The organism is Devosia sp. Leaf64 (assembly GCF_001421945.1).
GTDB lineage: Bacteria > Pseudomonadota > Alphaproteobacteria > Rhizobiales > Devosiaceae > Devosia.
This window is the reverse complement of record NZ_LMLO01000021.1, coordinates 681476-696563: the sequence shown is the minus strand read 5'-3', so window position 1 is coordinate 696563 and position 15088 is coordinate 681476. Positions and strand designations below refer to the sequence as shown.

Genomic DNA, 15088 nt, shown 5'->3' with positions numbered 1-15088 from the left:
TTACTTCCTCTTGGCCTTCTTGTCGGCCGCGTGACCGTAATAGGTACGGGTCGGGGCGAACTCGCCAAACTTGTGACCGATCATGTCTTCGGTGACATTCACCGGAACATGCTTCTGGCCGTTGTGCACACCGAACGTGATGCCGACGAACTGCGGCAGGATGGTCGAGCGACGCGACCAGATCTTGACCACATCGTTGCGGCCAGAGCTCTGGGCCTTCTCGGCCTTCTTGAGCATATAGCCGTCGACGAACGGCCCCTTCCAAACTGAACGGGTCATGACTTACCTGCCCTTCTTCACGTGGCGGCTGCGGACGATAAACTGATCCGTGGCCTTATTTGAACGTGTGCGCTTGCCCTTGGTCGGCTTGCCCCACGGAGAAACCGGGTGACGGCCACCAGACGTACGGCCTTCACCACCACCATGGGGGTGGTCGACCGGGTTCATGGTCACGCCGCGGTTGACCGGCTTCTTGCCGAGCCAGCGGTTACGACCAGCCTTGCCGAGCGAGGTGTTGGCGTGATCCTGGTTGGACACGGCACCGACGGTGGCGAGGCACGTACCGTGTACGCGGCGCTGTTCGCCCGAGTTGAGGCGAAGGATCGCCCAACCGGAGTCACGGCCGACATACTGAGCATAGGCACCGGCGGAACGAGCGACCTGGCCGCCCTTGCGGGGCTTGAGTTCGACGTTGTGCACGATGGTGCCGACCGGCATGCGCTCGAGCGGCATTGCATTGCCTGGCTTCACGTCGACAGTGTTCATCGAGGAGATGACCTTGTCGCCGGCAGTCAGGCGCTGCGGAGCAACGATGTAGGCCTGTTCGCCATCTTCGTACTTCACCAGAGCGATCCAGGCGGTGCGGTTCGGATCGTATTCGAGACGTTCGATCGTCCCGACTGCGTCGAACTTCACGCGCTTGAAGTCGATCATGCGGTAAGAGCGCTTGTGACCGCCACCACGATGGTAGGCAGTGATGCGGCCAGTATTGTTACGGCCGCCGCTCTTGGAGAGGCCTTCGGTCAGAGCCTTGACCGGCTTGCCCTTCCACAGTTCCGAACGGTCGGTCGTAACGAGGGTACGACGGCCTTCGGAGGTCGGATTATAAGTCTTTAGAGCCATTTTGCTGTCTCTTGTCCCTTAGAGGCCGGTCGAAATATCGATCGACTGGCCGTCGACGAGGGTCACGATGGCCTTCTTGACGTCATTGCGAACGCCAGTCTTGCCGCGGAAGCGCTTCACCTTGCCCTTGCGGACCAGGGTGTTCACTGCCTTGACCTTGACCGAAAAAAGCTGCTCGACGGCGGCCTTGATCTCGGTCTTGCTGGCATCAATCGCCACGTCGAAAACGACCTGGTTGTATTCCGAAGCCATCGTCGACTTTTCAGTCACGACGGGGTTACGGACGATGTCGTAAGCGGCAAGCTTGTTCATGCGAACCTCGCTTCGAGCGCTTCGAGCGCTGCCTTGGTCAGGACGAGCTTGTCGCGCTTGAGGATCGAAACAACGTTGATCCCCTGGATCGGCAGCACGTCGATGTTCGGGATATTGCGGGCGGCCAGAGCAAAGTTCTGGTCGACGCTTGCGCCGTCGATGATCAGCGCGCTTGCCCATTCGAGCTTGCCGAAGGTGGTGCGCAGCGCTGCCGTCTTGGCTTCCTGCTGAGCAACGCTATCGATGACGATCAGCGAGCCAGCCTTGGCCTTGGACGAGAGAGCATGCTTGAGCGCGAGAACGCGGACCTTCTTGGGAAGATCGATCGCGTGGCTACGCGGGGTCGGACCGAATGCACGGCCACCACCACGGAACTGGGGAGCCTTGCGATCGCCGTGACGGGCGCCGCCCGAACCCTTCTGCTTCACGAACTTCTTGCCCGTGCGCACGCCTTCAGAGCGGTTCTTCACGTCATGCGTGCCGGACATCGCCTTGAGCTGCTGGTAGCGAACCATGCGGTGCAGGATGTCAGCGCGAACTTCAAGACCAAAGACATCGTCCTTGAGCTCGATCGTACCGGCGGACTTACCGTCGAGTGTGGTTACCTTGAGTTCCATTTACTTCGCTTCTCCCGCAGCAGCGGCCTCGAAAGAGCCCGGCAGGACTACATTCGCGGGAGCCGGCTTCTTGACGGCATCCTTGACCATGATCCAAGCGCCCTTGGCGCCCGGAACCGAACCCTGGATCAGGAGCAGGCCACGTTCCACGTCGGTCTTGACGACCTTGACGTTCTGCGTGGTGATGCGACGATCGCCCATGTGGCCCGGCATCTTCTTGTTCTTGAAGGTCTTACCCGGGTCCTGACGGCCACCGGTCGAACCGATGGAACGGTGGGAAACGGAAACACCGTGGGAGGCGCGCAGACCACCGAAGTTCCAGCGCTTCATACCACCGGCAAAACCCTTACCGATCGACGTACCAGTGACGTCGACAAGCTGGCCCTCGGCGAAGTGGTCCGCCTTGAGGGTTGCGCCAACCTCTATGAGGTTTTCAGCATCAACGCGGAATTCCGCGACGTGACGCTTCGGCTCCACCTTGGCAACGGCATAGTGGCCGCGTTCTGCCTTGGAGGTGTTCTTGGCCTTAGCCTGGCCTGCGCCGAGCTGGAGAGCCACGTAGCCGTCTTTCTCGACGGTACGCTGCGCCACCACCTGGCAGTTCTGCAGGGCCAGCACCGTGACCGGAACGTGCGAGCCGTCCTCGGCGAAGATGCGGGTCATCCCCAGCTTCTGTGCGATCAATCCAGAACGCATCGGTTATACCTTCTTGTTGGCGCTCTGCCGGGTCATGATTTCAGAGGACCCTTTCGCGGCAGGCGCGGAATTTTTGTTCTTGTAGTCTTAGAGCTTGATTTCGACGTCGACGCCGGCGGCGAGATCGAGCTTCATCAGTGCATCGACCGTCTGAGGGGTCGGGTCCACAATGTCAAGCAGACGCTTGTGGGTCCGGATCTCGAACTGCTCACGCGCCTTCTTGTCGATGTGGGGCGAGCGGTTGACGGTGAACTTGTCGATGCGGGTCGGCAGCGGAATCGGACCGCGAACCTGGGCACCCGTGCGCTTGGCAGTGTTGACGATCTCACGGGTCGACGTATCGAGCACGCGATGGTCAAACGCCTTGAGGCGGATGCGGATATTCTGACCGTTCATCTTCTCAAATCCTGACGGAAAAAGATCACGGCGCGCTTAATCGCGCGCCGCGAATGTCTCAATGAGGCTTACTTCAGGATCGTGGCGACGACGCCCGAACCAACCGTACGGCCACCTTCGCGGATAGCGAAGCGGAGCTTTTCTTCCATGGCGATCGGAACGATGAGCTGAACGTTGATGTTCAGGTTGTCGCCCGGCATCACCATTTCGGTGCCTTCGGGAAGGGTCACGATACCCGTCACGTCCGTGGTACGGAAGTAGAACTGGGGACGGTAGTTGCCGAAGAACGGAGTGTGACGACCGCCTTCTTCCTTGGTGAGGATGTAAACCTCAGCCGTGAAGTCGGTGTGCGGGGTCACGGAACCGGGCTTGCAGAGAACCTGGCCGCGCTCAACCTGAGTGCGGTCGATACCACGGATCAGCGCGCCGACGTTGTCGCCAGCCTGACCGGAGTCGAGCAGCTTGCGGAACATTTCGACACCGGTGACGGTGGTCTTCTGGGTTGCCTTGATGCCGACGATTTCGACTTCTTCACCAACCTTGACGATGCCGCGTTCGACGCGACCGGTGACCACGGTACCACGACCCGAGATCGAGAACACGTCTTCGATCGGGAGGAGGAACGGCTGGTCGACGGGACGTTCCGGCTGCGGAATGTACGAGTCAACAGCGGCCATCAGCTCGAGAACGGCGTCGTGGCCGAGCTTCTTGTCGGAATCTTCAAGAGCGGCAAGAGCCGAACCCTTGATGATCGGGATATCGTCGCCCGGGAATTCGTACGAGGACAGAAGTTCACGAACTTCGAGCTCGACGAGCTCGAGGAGCTCGGCATCGTCGACCATGTCGCACTTGTTGAGGAAGACGACGAGAGCAGGAACGCCAACCTGACGAGCGAGCAGGATGTGCTCACGGGTCTGGGGCATCGGGCCGTCAGCAGCCGACACGACGAGGATCGCGCCGTCCATCTGGGCAGCACCGGTGATCATGTTCTTCACATAGTCAGCGTGGCCTGGGCAGTCGACGTGAGCGTAGTGACGATTGGTCGTCTCATACTCGACGTGGGCGGTGTTGATGGTGATGCCGCGGGCCTTTTCTTCTGGGGCCGCGTCGATCTGATCGTACGCCTTGAAGGTCGCGCCGCCGGTCTCAGCCAGGATCTTGGTGATCGCTGCGGTCAGCGAGGTCTTGCCATGGTCAACGTGACCGATGGTGCCGATGTTGCAGTGCGGCTTGGAGCGGGAAAACTTTTCCTTCGCCATAGCTTTTCTCCAAATTTGTCAGCGCAATCGCCGACATACAGTTGAGTTTCTTGACTAGCTTGCGCTGGTTTTAGGCGTACTTGGCCTGGACTTCGTCAGCGACAGCCTGCGGAACCTGTTCGTAGTGATCGAACACCATGGAATACTGTGCACGACCCTGGCTCATGGAGCGCAGCGAGTTCACATACCCGAACATGTTAGCAAGCGGCACGAACGCATTCACGACCTGGACAACACCACGGCTTTCAGTGCCCTGGATCTGCCCACGACGGGAGTTGAGATCGCCGATGACGTCGCCCATGTAGTCTTCTGGCGTGACAACTTCAACCTTCATGATCGGTTCGAGAATTTTCGGACCGGCTTCACGAAGAGCCTCACGGAAGCCTGCACGGCCGGCGATTTCGAAGGCGAGTACCGAAGAGTCGACATCGTGGTAGGCGCCGTCGGTCAGAGTGACCTTAACGTCGACGACCGGGAAGCCGATCAGCGGGCCTGCGCCCATCACCGATTCGACACCCTTCGACACACCTGGGACGTATTCACGAGGAACAGCGCCGCCAACGATGGCATTGACGAATTCGAGGCCCTTGCCGACTTCACCCGGCTCAACCGTGATCTTGATGCGCGCGAACTGACCCGAACCACCCGACTGCTTCTTGTGGGTGTAGTCCTTTTCAGTCTTACGCGTGATCGTCTCACGGTAAGCAACCTGCGGCTGGCCGATATTGGCTTCGACCTTGAACTCGCGACGCATACGGTCGACGAGAATATCGAGGTGAAGTTCGCCCATGCCCGAGATGATGGTCTGGCCGGATTCTTCGTCGGTCTTGACGCGGAACGACGGATCTTCAGCAGCCAGGCGGTTGAGGGCGAGGCCCATCTTTTCCTGGTCAGCCTTGGACTTCGGCTCGACGGAGATGTCGATAACCGGATCCGGGAAGATCATGCGCTCGAGGATAACCTGCGAGTTGGTCGGAGCCAGCGTGTCACCCGTGGTGGTGTCCTTGAGGCCGACGATGGCGACGATGTCACCAGCAAAGGCTTCAGTGATCTGCTCACGGCTGTTGGCGTGCATCTGGAACATGCGGCCAACGCGTTCGCGCTTGCCCTTCACGGTATTTTCCAGGCTGATGCCCGCTTCGAGGTGACCCGAATAGATGCGGCAGAAGGTCAGCGTACCCATGTGCGGGTCGTTGGCGATCTTGAATGCCAGCATCGAAAGCGGCTCGGAGTCGTCAGCGTGACGTTCGATCGGCGCTTCGGTCTTGGCGTCGATGCCCTGAATAGCAGGAACGTCGAGCGGGGACGGCAGGAAGTCGATAACGCCATCGAGCAGGGGCTGCACGCCCTTGTTCTTGAACGCCGAGCCAGCGAAGACGAGGAAGAACTTGGCACCGATGGCGCCCTGACGAAGCAGACGACGGATGGTGTCGTTGTTCGGCACTTCGCCGTTGAGATAAGCTTCCATCGCAGCGTCGTCCATTTCGACGGCGGCTTCGACCATAGCTTCGCGGTACTTGACGGCCTTGTCCTTGAGATCGGCAGGGATCTCGACGACGTCCCACTGAGCACCGAGCTCTTCGTTACGCCAGACCAGAGCGTTCATCTCGATGAGATCGACAACGCCCTTGAATTCAGTTTCGGCGCCGATCGGCAGCTGAACCGGAACGGCACGGGCGCCGAGACGCGAACCGATCATTTCTACGCAGCGGTAGAAGTCGGCACCGGTCTTGTCCATCTTGTTGACGAAGATGAGACGCGGAACGTGGTACTTGTCAGCCTGACGCCACACGGTTTCGGTCTGCGGTTCAACGCCAGCATTGGCGTCGAGCAGAGCGACGGCACCGTCGAGCACGCGCAGCGAACGTTCGACTTCGATGGTGAAGTCCACGTGGCCGGGAGTGTCGATGATGTTGAAGCGGTGCTGGGTACCGTTGCGGTCCTTCCAGAACGTGGTCGTAGCGGCCGACGTAATGGTGATGCCGCGTTCCTGTTCCTGCTCCATCCAGTCCATGGTCGCGGCGCCGTCATGGACTTCGCCGATCTTGTGGGACTTGCCGGTGTAGTAAAGGATACGTTCGGTCGTGGTCGTCTTGCCAGCATCGATGTGAGCCATGATGCCGAAGTTACGATAGAGATTAATAGGATATTCGCGTGCCATTTGGCGCTCCTACTACCAGCGGTAGTGCGAGAAGGCACGGTTGGCATCAGCCATACGGTGCGTATCTTCGCGCTTCTTGACGGCCTGACCGCGGCCATTCATGGCATCCATGAGTTCGCCCGAGAGGCGTTCACGCATGGTGTTCTCACCGCGCTTGCGAGCGGATTCGATCAGCCAACGGATGGCCAGGGCCTGCTGACGGTCGGTACGGACTTCAACGGGAACCTGGTACGTCGCACCACCAACGCGGCGCGAACGAACTTCGACGGCCGGACGAATATTGTCCAGGGCGCCATGGAACACCGTGATCGGGTCCTGCTTGGTCTTGCTCTCGACGATTTCGAAAGCACCGTAGACGATGGATTCGGCAGCAGACTTCTTGCCGTCCTTCATCAGGGAATTCATGAACTTGGTCAGAACGAGATCGCCGAACTTAGCGTCCGGGATAACGTCGCGTTTTTCTGCGCGGTGACGACGGGACATATCTCGATCTCCTTACTTCGGACGCTTCGCGCCGTACTTCGAACGGCGTTGCTTGCGGTCCTTCACGCTCTGTGTATCGAGGACACCACGGAGCACGTGATAGCGAACGCCCGGCAAATCGCGAACGCGACCGCCGCGGATGAGCACAACGGAGTGCTCCTGCAGATTGTGACCTTCACCGGGGATGTAGGAGATCACTTCGCGCTGGTTGGTCAGGCGAACCTTGGCCACCTTACGCAGAGCCGAGTTCGGCTTCTTTGGGGTCGTCGTGTACACACGGGAGCAAACACCACGCTTCTGCGGGTTTGCTTCCATGGCGGGAACCTTGTTCCGCTTTGGCTTGCTGGCGCGTGGTTTGCGGATCAGCTGATTAATGGTGGGCATTGCGCTCTTTCCATCGTCCAAAAAATTTTAGTTCGGTCTACACAAGCAAACCAAATTGGCGCTCATCCGAACCCTTCCGGGAATCGGCGGCGCCTTAGTTGCAGCGGACCACCCCACCAAAATGGGACAGTCATGCGCACAAGGATTTGCTTCGTCTAGTTACCCGACAGTGTGTTTGAGTGCCCTGGATTCCCGCGCTAGGTGGCAGGGACCCGGTGTGACATTCACGACCGACCGCTAAGGTAGGCGCTGTTTAGAACTGTTGACTCGCCCCGTCAAGGATTCTTTCGCGGAAAACTTCGCGCAAGAGCCATGCATTCCGGCCACTTCAGCCCATCGGACGGGTCATTCAGGGGTGGACGGATCGTCCAAACTCCGTTCGGCAATCGTTAACAGGGACTTATCACGAAAGCGGTCAACTTGCCGACAGGATAGTGGGCACCTAAATGTGAACGCGACCTCCGGAGCCCATCATGACCACCCCTGCCCTACGTGCTGCACTCAAGATGGATATCGTGGTGATCGGCGCGGGACAGGCCGGTTTGAGCGCGGCTTATCATCTTAAGGCACTGGGATTAAAGCCCGAGAAAGACTTTCTGGTCCTCGACCACGCGGCACAAGCGGGCGGCGCCTGGCAGTATCGATGGCCATCTCTGACCTTGAGCACCGTCAATCGTGTGCATGATCTGCCCGGGCTGGGTTTTGCCGAATTTGCTGGGGGCGACGAGAGTGTCAGGGCCTCCGTCGCCGTGCCACACTACTTTGCGGCCTATGAGGAGCGGTTCGACCTCCGCGTCGTGCGACCCGCCAATGTCACCGTGGTCTGCGACCGCGGAGACCGGCTGCGCGTCCAAAGCGATCGCGGACTGTTCTCGGCGCGGGGAATCATCAATGCCACGGGGACTTGGGAGAAACCCTATATTCCCGACTATCCGGGGGCGGCGCTCTTTGGCGGAGAGCAATTTCACACACGCGACTACACGGTCGCTGAGGCTTTCAAAGGCAAGCACGTCCTGATTGTCGGTGGTGGTATTTCGGCGATCCAGTTGCTCGACGAGATATCCAAGGTAACGGAGACCACCTGGGTTACTCGGACGCCGCCGCGTTGGCGAGAGGGGCCGTTCGACGAGGAGGCTGGGCGTGCCGCGGTCGCGATGGTCGAGGAGCGGGTCCGAGCCGGCCTGCCGCCCAAAGCGGTTGTTTCGGTGACGGGGTTGCCGGTGACGCCGGCCATTACCAGCATGCGGGAGCGCGGCGTTCTCGAGCGCCGGCCGATGTTTTCCGAGATCACGTCGACAGGGGTGCGCTGGGAGGATGGCGCCACGCTCGATGTCGACGTCATTCTCTGGTGCACGGGTTTTCGCAGCGCGCTCGATCATCTGGCGCCGTTGCAATTGCGGGAAGAGAGCGGCGGGATAACCATGACCGGACGGTTGGCAACGCAGGTTGCGCTCGATCCGCGGGTGCATCTGGTCGGGTATGGTCCGTCGGCCTCGACGATCGGCGCAAATCGAGCGGGATCGGCGGCGGCACGCGAGTTGACCAATTACCTTGGGATGGTGACTTGAAATGATCGAGGGAGCTTCGGCGCGCTTTGAACCGTTAGGCAAGCGTTTGCAAGGAGCTACTCAGAATGACAGACACCCCTGCCCTGCCACTCAATGATGGCAACAGCATTCCTCAACTTGGCTTCGGCGTTTGGCGCCTCGAGGAGGCCGATGCACCAAAGGTTGTCGGCGCCGCAATCGACGCGGGCTACCGGCATATCGACACTGCACAAGGCTATGACAATGAGGCTGGCGTGGGCGAAGCTATTGCCCAGGCCTCGGTGGCGCGCGACCAGCTTTTCGTAACCTCAAAGCTACGCAATGGCCATCAGGGTTATGACAGCGCGCTGCGCTCGCTCGACGAGTCACTCGGGCGGCTGAAGCTCGACTATCTCGACCTCTTCCTGATCCATTGGCCGGCGCCGGAGCATGATCGCTATGCCGATACCTGGCGGGCGCTCGTCGAGGCGCGGAAGCAGGGCAAGGTGCGTTCGATCGGCGTCTCCAACTTCCTGCCCGAGCACATCCAACGCATCATCGATGAAACCGGCGTCGTGCCTGCGGTCAATCAACTTGAACTGCATCCGGCATATCAGCAGCGCGATATTCGCGAATGGCATCGGGATAAGGATATCCAGATCGAGTGCTACAGCCCGCTTGGTGGCCAGGAGAGCAAGCTGCTCGAAGATGAGATGATCAAGGGAATCGCCGATGCGCATGGAAAATCGACAGCGCAGGTGATCATCCGCTGGCATTTGCAGCAGAACCTCATCGTCCTGCCAAAGAGCAGCAAGCCGGAGCGGGCCAAGGACAATTTCGATGTTTGGGATTTCGTGTTGTCCGGCGATGACATCGCCAAGATCGATGCGCTTGATCGGCCCGATGGGAAAACTTTGCCGCAGCCGGACGAGAACAACCAGTTGTTCTAGGTTTTAGGTTATGACGGTTGGGAGGCCGCGAGGAGACGATTGCGGCCTTCTCTTTTGGCGCGATAAAGCGCGTGGTCGGCGTCGCGCAGCATCATTTCGGCGGTTCCCTGCGTCGGGAGCGCTGCAGCACCGCCACTGGCGGTGACGGAAAGCGTCTCGCCATCCGGTAGCGACACGGGCGCCATCGCGATCTCCTCGATGAGGCGCATGCCGAGAGCGGCCGCTTCGGCCTCGGAGGAATTGGGGGCGATGATGACGAACTCCTCCCCCCCATACCGGATTACAGTATCGGAGAGGCGCGCCTTCTGGACCAGCAACGACGAGATGTGGCGCAGGACGATATCGCCGATCGCGTGGCCATAGACGTCGTTGACGTGCTTGAAGTGATCGACGTCAAACATGAGCGTTGCGAGCGGATGACCCTCACGCCGAGCGCGGGACACTTCCTCGTCGAGCTTCATGGTGAGGTAGCGCCGATTGAAGACCCCGGTCAGAGGATCGACGAGGGCGTCCCGTTCGAGCGAGGCGATGCGGACGACATCGGTTGTGGTTGTCAGAGACAGCCGCGTGACGATGAAGACGAAGATGCTACCGCCGAAGAGAATGGTTTCAACGATCAGCGTGATGAGCGTCGGGCCGCCTGACGGCCGCACGGCGAGAAACGCGGCATAGCCGATGATGAAGCCGACGATCAGAACGCCGAGCGCAATCCATTGGCGGCGGAGCGAACCGCCGCGCACCAGTTGAATGATCCGCCTGATCGGCCACAACGAGAGGGCCAAAAAGACGATTCCGATAGCGACGAGAATCTGCATGGGCCGATCATCCCTGCCAAGCCTGAACAGAACCCTGACAGAATAGATAAACCTTTACGGATGTCCCTGTCATCCAACAAAAAAAGGGGCCCCGGAGGCCCCCTTACGTATTGGTCTTAGGCTTAGCTTATTCGGCGGCAGGCGCCGAGAGCTTGACGCTCTCTGCCTGACGGCGGCGTTCCTCGAGAATGAGGTCGTCGCGCTTGGCGGCGATAAGCTTGGCCTTGGTCTGGCCCGCGCCGGTACCGGCCGGGATGAGACGGCCGACGATGACGTTTTCCTTGAGGCCTTCGAGAAGGTCGGCCTTGCCGGAAACGGCAGCTTCAGTGAGGACGCGCGTGGTTTCCTGGAAGGAAGCCGCGGACACGAAGGAGCGAGTCTGCAGTGACGCCTTGGTGATGCCGAGCAGAACCGGGTTAGCGGTTGCCGGCTTCTTGCCTTCGGCGATGAGCGCGTCGTTGAGTTCATCGAAGTCGAGCTTGTCGAGCTGCTCGTCCTTGAGCAGACCCGAGTCACCCGGCAATACGATCTCGACCTTCTGCAGCATCTGGCGAACGATCACCTCGATGTGCTTGTCGTTAATCAACACGCCCTGCAAACGATAGACTTCCTGAATCTCGTTGACGAGATAGCGTGCCAGTTCCTCGACGCCCTTGATGGCAAGGATGTCGTGCGGAGCGGGATTGCCGTCCAGGATGTATTCGCCCTTTTCGATGGTGTCGCCTTCCTGGAGGTGGAACGGCTTGCCCTTCGGGATCAGGTATTCAACCGGATCGCCACCGGCCTCGGTCGGCTCGATAATGACTCGACGCTTGTTCTTGTAGTCGCGGCCGAAGCGGATGGTACCATCGATCTCAGCGATGATGGCGTGATCCTTCGGACGACGCGCTTCGAAGAGTTCAGCAACGCGCGGCAGACCGCCGGTGATGTCCTTGGTCTTGGCCGATTCGAGAGGAATACGGGCCAGGACGTCACCCGGAGCAACCTTTTCACCCGGCTCGACGGCGATAACCGCGTCAACGGAGAGCAGGTAACGGGCATCGCCACCACGGTCGACCTTGGCAACCGAACCGCCGCGGGCAATGGCGAGTGCGGGCTTGAGGCCCTCACCACGCTGGTTGCCGCGCCAGTCGATGACCACGCGCTTGGTGAAGCCGGTGGCTTCGTCGGTGTTTTCCGCAACGGAAGCACCGTCGACCAGATCCTCAAACAGGACCTCGCCTTCGACTTCGGCCAGGATCGGACGGGTGTACGGATCCCATTCAGCCAGACGCTGGCCACGGCGAACCGTGTCGCCTGCCTTGACGAGGAGCTTGGAGCCGTAGGTCACCTTGTGGGTCGCACGTTCCTTGCCTTCGCCATCGAGGATGGCGAGGGAGACGTTACGGGCCATGACGACCTGCTTGCCGCCTTCGACATTAGCGAGGTTCGGGTTGCGAACTTCGATCGTGCCCTCAGCACCGGCTTCGAGGAACGAAGAGTCGACCACCTGAGCCGTACCACCGATGTGGAACGTGCGCATGGTGAGCTGGGTGCCGGGTTCACCGATTGACTGCGCGGCGATAACGCCGACAGCTTCACCGATATTGACCGGGGTACCGCGAGCAAGGTCACGACCATAGCACGCAGCGCAGCAGCCCTGGCGGAGATCGCAGGTCAGCGGCGAACGAATGCGGATCGACTGGATGCGAGCCTCTTCGATGACGTCGACATGCTTTTCTTCGAGCAGCGTGCCCTTCGGCGCGATCAGGTCACCCGTCAATGGGTGGAACACGTCGTCGGCCGTGGTACGGCCAAGCACGCGCTGACCGAGCGAAGCCACGATCTGGCCTGCGTCAACGATCGGCTCCATGGTGAGGCCGCGTTCGGTACCGCAATCCACCTCGATGATGATGGCATCCTGTGCCACGTCAACGAGACGACGGGTCAGGTAACCCGAGTTTGCGGTCTTCAGAGCGGTATCAGCCAGACCCTTACGGGCACCGTGGGTCGAGTTGAAGTACTCGAGAACGTTGAGGCCTTCCTTGAAGTTCGCGGTGATCGGCGTTTCGATGATGGAGCCGTCGGGCTTGGCCATGAGGCCACGCATGCCGGCGAGCTGCTTCATCTGTGCCGGTGAACCACGAGCACCGGAGTGGCTCATCATGTAAACCGAGTTGATCGGCTTCTGACGACCCGTTTCCTTATCGAACTGAACGGCAGCGATGCCCTTCATCATTTCTTCGGCGATCTTGTCACCGCACTTGGCCCAGGCGTCGACAACCTTATTGTACTTTTCGCCCTGGGTAATCAGGCCGTCATTGTACTGCTGTTCGAATTCTTCGACCAGCTTACGGGTTTCTTCGACGATGGTGTACTTGGACTGCGGGATGACCATGTCATCCTTGCCGAACGAGATGCCGGCGTCGCAAGCGTTCTTGAAGCCAAGCTGCATGACGCGATCACAGAAAATGACCGTCTCCTTCTGACCGCAACCGCGATAAACGGTGTCGATCATCTTGGAGATCATCTTCTTGGTCATGAGCTGGTTTGCCGTCGCAAACGGCACAGCCGGGTGCTTTGGCAGGATCTGACCGATGAGCATGCGGCCCGGGGTCGTTTCCACGATCTCGGTGATCTGGTTGCCATTCTCGTCCCAAGACGGCACGCGGGCCTTAATCTTGGTGTGGAGCGTGACGACCTTATTGTCGAGCGCGTGTTCAAGCTCGGCATAGGAGCCGAACGCCATGCCTTCGCCCGGCTCGCCATCTGCAATGATCGACAGATAGTAGAGACCGAGAACAATGTCCTGGCTCGGCACGATGATCGGCTGACCATTCGCGGGATGCAGGATGTTGTTGGTCGACATCATGAGAACGCGCGCTTCGAGCTGGGCTTCCAGCGAAAGCGGAACGTGCACGGCCATCTGGTCGCCGTCGAAGTCAGCGTTGAAAGCCGAGCAGACGAGCGGGTGCAGACGAATAGCTTTGCCTTCGATCAGGATCGGCTCGAACGCTTGGATGCCAAGACGGTGCAGCGTCGGCGCACGGTTCAGAAGAACCGGGTGCTCGCGGATGACCTCGTCGAGGATATCCCAGACTTCGGGCTTTTCCTTCTCAACCAGCTTCTTGGCCTGCTTGACGGTCGAGGACAGACCCTTGGCTTCAAGACGCGAGTAGATGAACGGCTTGAATAGCTCGAGCGCCATCTTCTTGGGAAGACCGCACTGGTGGAGCTTGAGGTATGGACCAACGGTGATCACCGAACGGCCGGAATAGTCGACGCGCTTGCCGAGAAGGTTCTGGCGGAAGCGACCCTGCTTGCCCTTGAGCATATCGGACAGCGACTTGAGCGGACGCTTGTTGGCACCGGTGATGGTGCGGCCACGACGGCCGTTGTCGAACAGCGCGTCCACAGCTTCCTGCAGCATGCGCTTTTCGTTGCGGATGATGATGTCTGGGGCACGGAGCTCGATCAGACGCTTCAGGCGGTTGTTGCGGTTGATCACACGACGATAGAGGTCGTTGAGATCGGACGTGGCGAAGCGGCCGCCGTCCAGCGGGACGAGCGGGCGGAGTTCGGGCGGAATGACCGGAACGATGGTCATGATCATCCATTCGGGCTTGTTGCCCGAAACGATGAACTGCTCGACGATCTTGAGGCGCTTGGCCAGCTTCTTTGGCTTGAGCTCGGTGGTCGATTCAGCGATTTCGACGCGCAGATCAGCCGCGATCTTTTCAAGATCGAGGTTGAGGAGGATATCGCGAATGGCTTCGGCGCCGATCTTGGCGGTGAAGCTATCGGCACCGTATTCGTCCTGCGCATCCAGATACTGTTCTTCGGTCAGAAGTTCGTTCTGGGTGAACGGGGTGAGGCCGGCATCGAGAACGACATAGTTCTCGAAGTAAAGGATGCGTTCGATATCCTTGAGCGTCATGTCGAGCAGCAGTGCGATGCGGCTCGGCAGGGACTTCAGGAACCAGATGTGGGCAACGGGAGCGGCCAGTTCGATGTGGCCCATGCGCTCGCGACGAACGCGGCTCAGGGTGACTTCAACACCGCACTTTTCGCAGATGACGCCCTTGAACTTCATGCGCTTGTACTTGCCGCAAAGACATTCGTAGTCCTTCACGGGGCCAAAGATACGCGCGCAGAAGAGACCGTCACGCTCAGGCTTGAACGTACGGTAGTTGATGGTCTCGGGCTTCTTGATCTCGCCATAGGACCAGGAAAGGATCTTTTCCGGGGAGGCGATGGAGATCTTCATCTGATCGAAGGTCTGCACCGGGACGGCCGGGTTGAACGGGTCCATGACGTGGGAATGATGGTTCATCAATTCTCTCCTCTATCCGCCCCGACCGCAGCCAAGCTGACGGTCGGTTTGGAAG

The 15088-nt window shown here is 59.7% G+C and carries 14 protein-coding genes; 2 read left to right on the top strand and 12 right to left on the bottom strand.

Annotated features, from left to right (window positions below):
- The 10 genes from rpsS to rpsL form a co-directional block, all read right to left on the bottom strand.
- Entirely contained in the window at positions 1-279 is a 279-nt protein-coding gene (gene rpsS / locus ASE94_RS16280) for a 30S ribosomal protein S19 (protein WP_061906835.1), read from the bottom strand.
- A 3-nt stretch (positions 280-282) separates the two neighbouring features.
- Positions 283-1122 carry a 50S ribosomal protein L2 gene (gene rplB, locus ASE94_RS16275; RefSeq protein ID WP_061906836.1) on the bottom strand — a complete coding sequence of 280 codons (840 nt, stop codon included), beginning with the start codon at positions 1120-1122 and terminating at the stop codon, positions 283-285.
- Between the two features lie 18 nt (positions 1123-1140).
- The gene (locus tag ASE94_RS16270; protein WP_061906837.1) at positions 1141-1434 is read right to left on the bottom strand and encodes a 50S ribosomal protein L23; all 294 of its coding nucleotides are present in this window, start codon (positions 1432-1434) and stop codon (positions 1141-1143) included.
- On the bottom strand, positions 1431-2051 hold the full coding sequence (gene rplD / locus ASE94_RS16265; RefSeq protein WP_061906838.1) for a 50S ribosomal protein L4: 621 nt from the start codon (positions 2049-2051) through the stop codon (positions 1431-1433). Before rplD ends, ASE94_RS16270 begins: the two co-directional genes overlap by 4 nt.
- Positions 2052-2747: a 50S ribosomal protein L3 gene (rplC, locus tag ASE94_RS16260; protein ID WP_061906839.1), complete on the bottom strand. Its 696-nt coding sequence runs from the start codon at positions 2745-2747 to the stop codon at positions 2052-2054.
- An 87-nt stretch (positions 2748-2834) separates the two neighbouring features.
- Positions 2835-3143 carry a 30S ribosomal protein S10 gene (gene rpsJ, locus ASE94_RS16255; protein ID WP_035080820.1) on the bottom strand — a complete coding sequence of 103 codons (309 nt, stop codon included), beginning with the start codon at positions 3141-3143 and terminating at the stop codon, positions 2835-2837.
- Between the two features lie 68 nt (positions 3144-3211).
- On the bottom strand, positions 3212-4402 hold the full coding sequence (gene tuf / locus ASE94_RS16250; protein ID WP_061906840.1) for an elongation factor Tu: 1191 nt from the start codon (positions 4400-4402) through the stop codon (positions 3212-3214).
- A gap of 70 nt (positions 4403-4472) precedes the next feature.
- Positions 4473-6563: an elongation factor G gene (fusA, locus tag ASE94_RS16245; protein ID WP_061906841.1), complete on the bottom strand. Its 2091-nt coding sequence runs from the start codon at positions 6561-6563 to the stop codon at positions 4473-4475.
- A 12-nt stretch (positions 6564-6575) separates the two neighbouring features.
- Positions 6576-7046, bottom strand: a complete 471-nt coding sequence (gene rpsG / locus ASE94_RS16240; RefSeq protein WP_061906842.1) for a 30S ribosomal protein S7 — start codon at positions 7044-7046, stop codon at positions 6576-6578.
- 12 nt (positions 7047-7058) lie between these two features.
- Positions 7059-7430, bottom strand: coding sequence for a 30S ribosomal protein S12 (rpsL, locus tag ASE94_RS16235; protein WP_035080811.1), 372 nt, complete (start codon positions 7428-7430; stop codon positions 7059-7061).
- A 473-nt stretch (positions 7431-7903) separates the two neighbouring features.
- On the opposite strand from rpsL, the gene ASE94_RS16230 reads away from it, so the two are divergent.
- Both ASE94_RS16230 and ASE94_RS16225 read left to right on the top strand, forming a co-directional pair.
- Positions 7904-8998 carry an NAD(P)-binding domain-containing protein gene (locus ASE94_RS16230; protein WP_062631245.1) on the top strand — a complete coding sequence of 365 codons (1095 nt, stop codon included), beginning with the start codon at positions 7904-7906 and terminating at the stop codon, positions 8996-8998.
- Positions 8999-9063: 65 nt separating this feature from the next.
- Positions 9064-9906 (top strand): aldo/keto reductase, encoded by an 843-nt coding sequence (locus tag ASE94_RS16225; protein WP_062631244.1) that lies wholly within the window; start codon positions 9064-9066, stop codon positions 9904-9906.
- Positions 9907-9914: 8 nt separating this feature from the next.
- Here the strand turns inward: ASE94_RS16225 and ASE94_RS16220 are convergent, their stop codons facing one another.
- Both ASE94_RS16220 and rpoC read right to left on the bottom strand, forming a co-directional pair.
- On the bottom strand, positions 9915-10721 hold the full coding sequence (locus ASE94_RS16220) for a GGDEF domain-containing protein (protein ID WP_062631243.1): 807 nt from the start codon (positions 10719-10721) through the stop codon (positions 9915-9917).
- Between the two features lie 127 nt (positions 10722-10848).
- On the bottom strand, positions 10849-15033 hold the full coding sequence (gene rpoC, locus ASE94_RS16215) for a DNA-directed RNA polymerase subunit beta' (protein WP_061906846.1): 4185 nt from the start codon (positions 15031-15033) through the stop codon (positions 10849-10851).
- Between the last annotated feature and the right edge of the window lie 55 nt (positions 15034-15088).

What these genes read in the sequence shown, in the direction of transcription:
- rpsS (WP_061906835.1), bottom strand. Translation starts at nt 279, where the DNA reads ATGACCCGTTCAGTTTGGAAGGGGCCGTTCGTCGACGGCTATATGCTC.
- rplB (WP_061906836.1), bottom strand. Translation starts at nt 1,122, where the DNA reads ATGGCTCTAAAGACTTATAATCCGACCTCCGAAGGCCGTCGTACCCTC.
- ASE94_RS16270 (WP_061906837.1), bottom strand. Translation starts at nt 1,434, where the DNA reads ATGAACAAGCTTGCCGCTTACGACATCGTCCGTAACCCCGTCGTGACT.
- rplD (WP_061906838.1), bottom strand. Translation starts at nt 2,051, where the DNA reads ATGGAACTCAAGGTAACCACACTCGACGGTAAGTCCGCCGGTACGATC.
- rplC (WP_061906839.1), bottom strand. Translation starts at nt 2,747, where the DNA reads ATGCGTTCTGGATTGATCGCACAGAAGCTGGGGATGACCCGCATCTTC.
- rpsJ (WP_035080820.1), bottom strand. Translation starts at nt 3,143, where the DNA reads ATGAACGGTCAGAATATCCGCATCCGCCTCAAGGCGTTTGACCATCGC.
- tuf (WP_061906840.1), bottom strand. Translation starts at nt 4,402, where the DNA reads ATGGCGAAGGAAAAGTTTTCCCGCTCCAAGCCGCACTGCAACATCGGC.
- fusA (WP_061906841.1), bottom strand. Translation starts at nt 6,563, where the DNA reads ATGGCACGCGAATATCCTATTAATCTCTATCGTAACTTCGGCATCATG.
- rpsG (WP_061906842.1), bottom strand. Translation starts at nt 7,046, where the DNA reads ATGTCCCGTCGTCACCGCGCAGAAAAACGCGACGTTATCCCGGACGCT.
- rpsL (WP_035080811.1), bottom strand. Translation starts at nt 7,430, where the DNA reads ATGCCCACCATTAATCAGCTGATCCGCAAACCACGCGCCAGCAAGCCA.
- ASE94_RS16230 (WP_062631245.1), top strand. Translation starts at nt 7,904, where the DNA reads ATGACCACCCCTGCCCTACGTGCTGCACTCAAGATGGATATCGTGGTG.
- ASE94_RS16225 (WP_062631244.1), top strand. Translation starts at nt 9,064, where the DNA reads ATGACAGACACCCCTGCCCTGCCACTCAATGATGGCAACAGCATTCCT.
- ASE94_RS16220 (WP_062631243.1), bottom strand. Translation starts at nt 10,721, where the DNA reads ATGCAGATTCTCGTCGCTATCGGAATCGTCTTTTTGGCCCTCTCGTTG.
- rpoC (WP_061906846.1), bottom strand. Translation starts at nt 15,033, where the DNA reads ATGAACCATCATTCCCACGTCATGGACCCGTTCAACCCGGCCGTCCCG.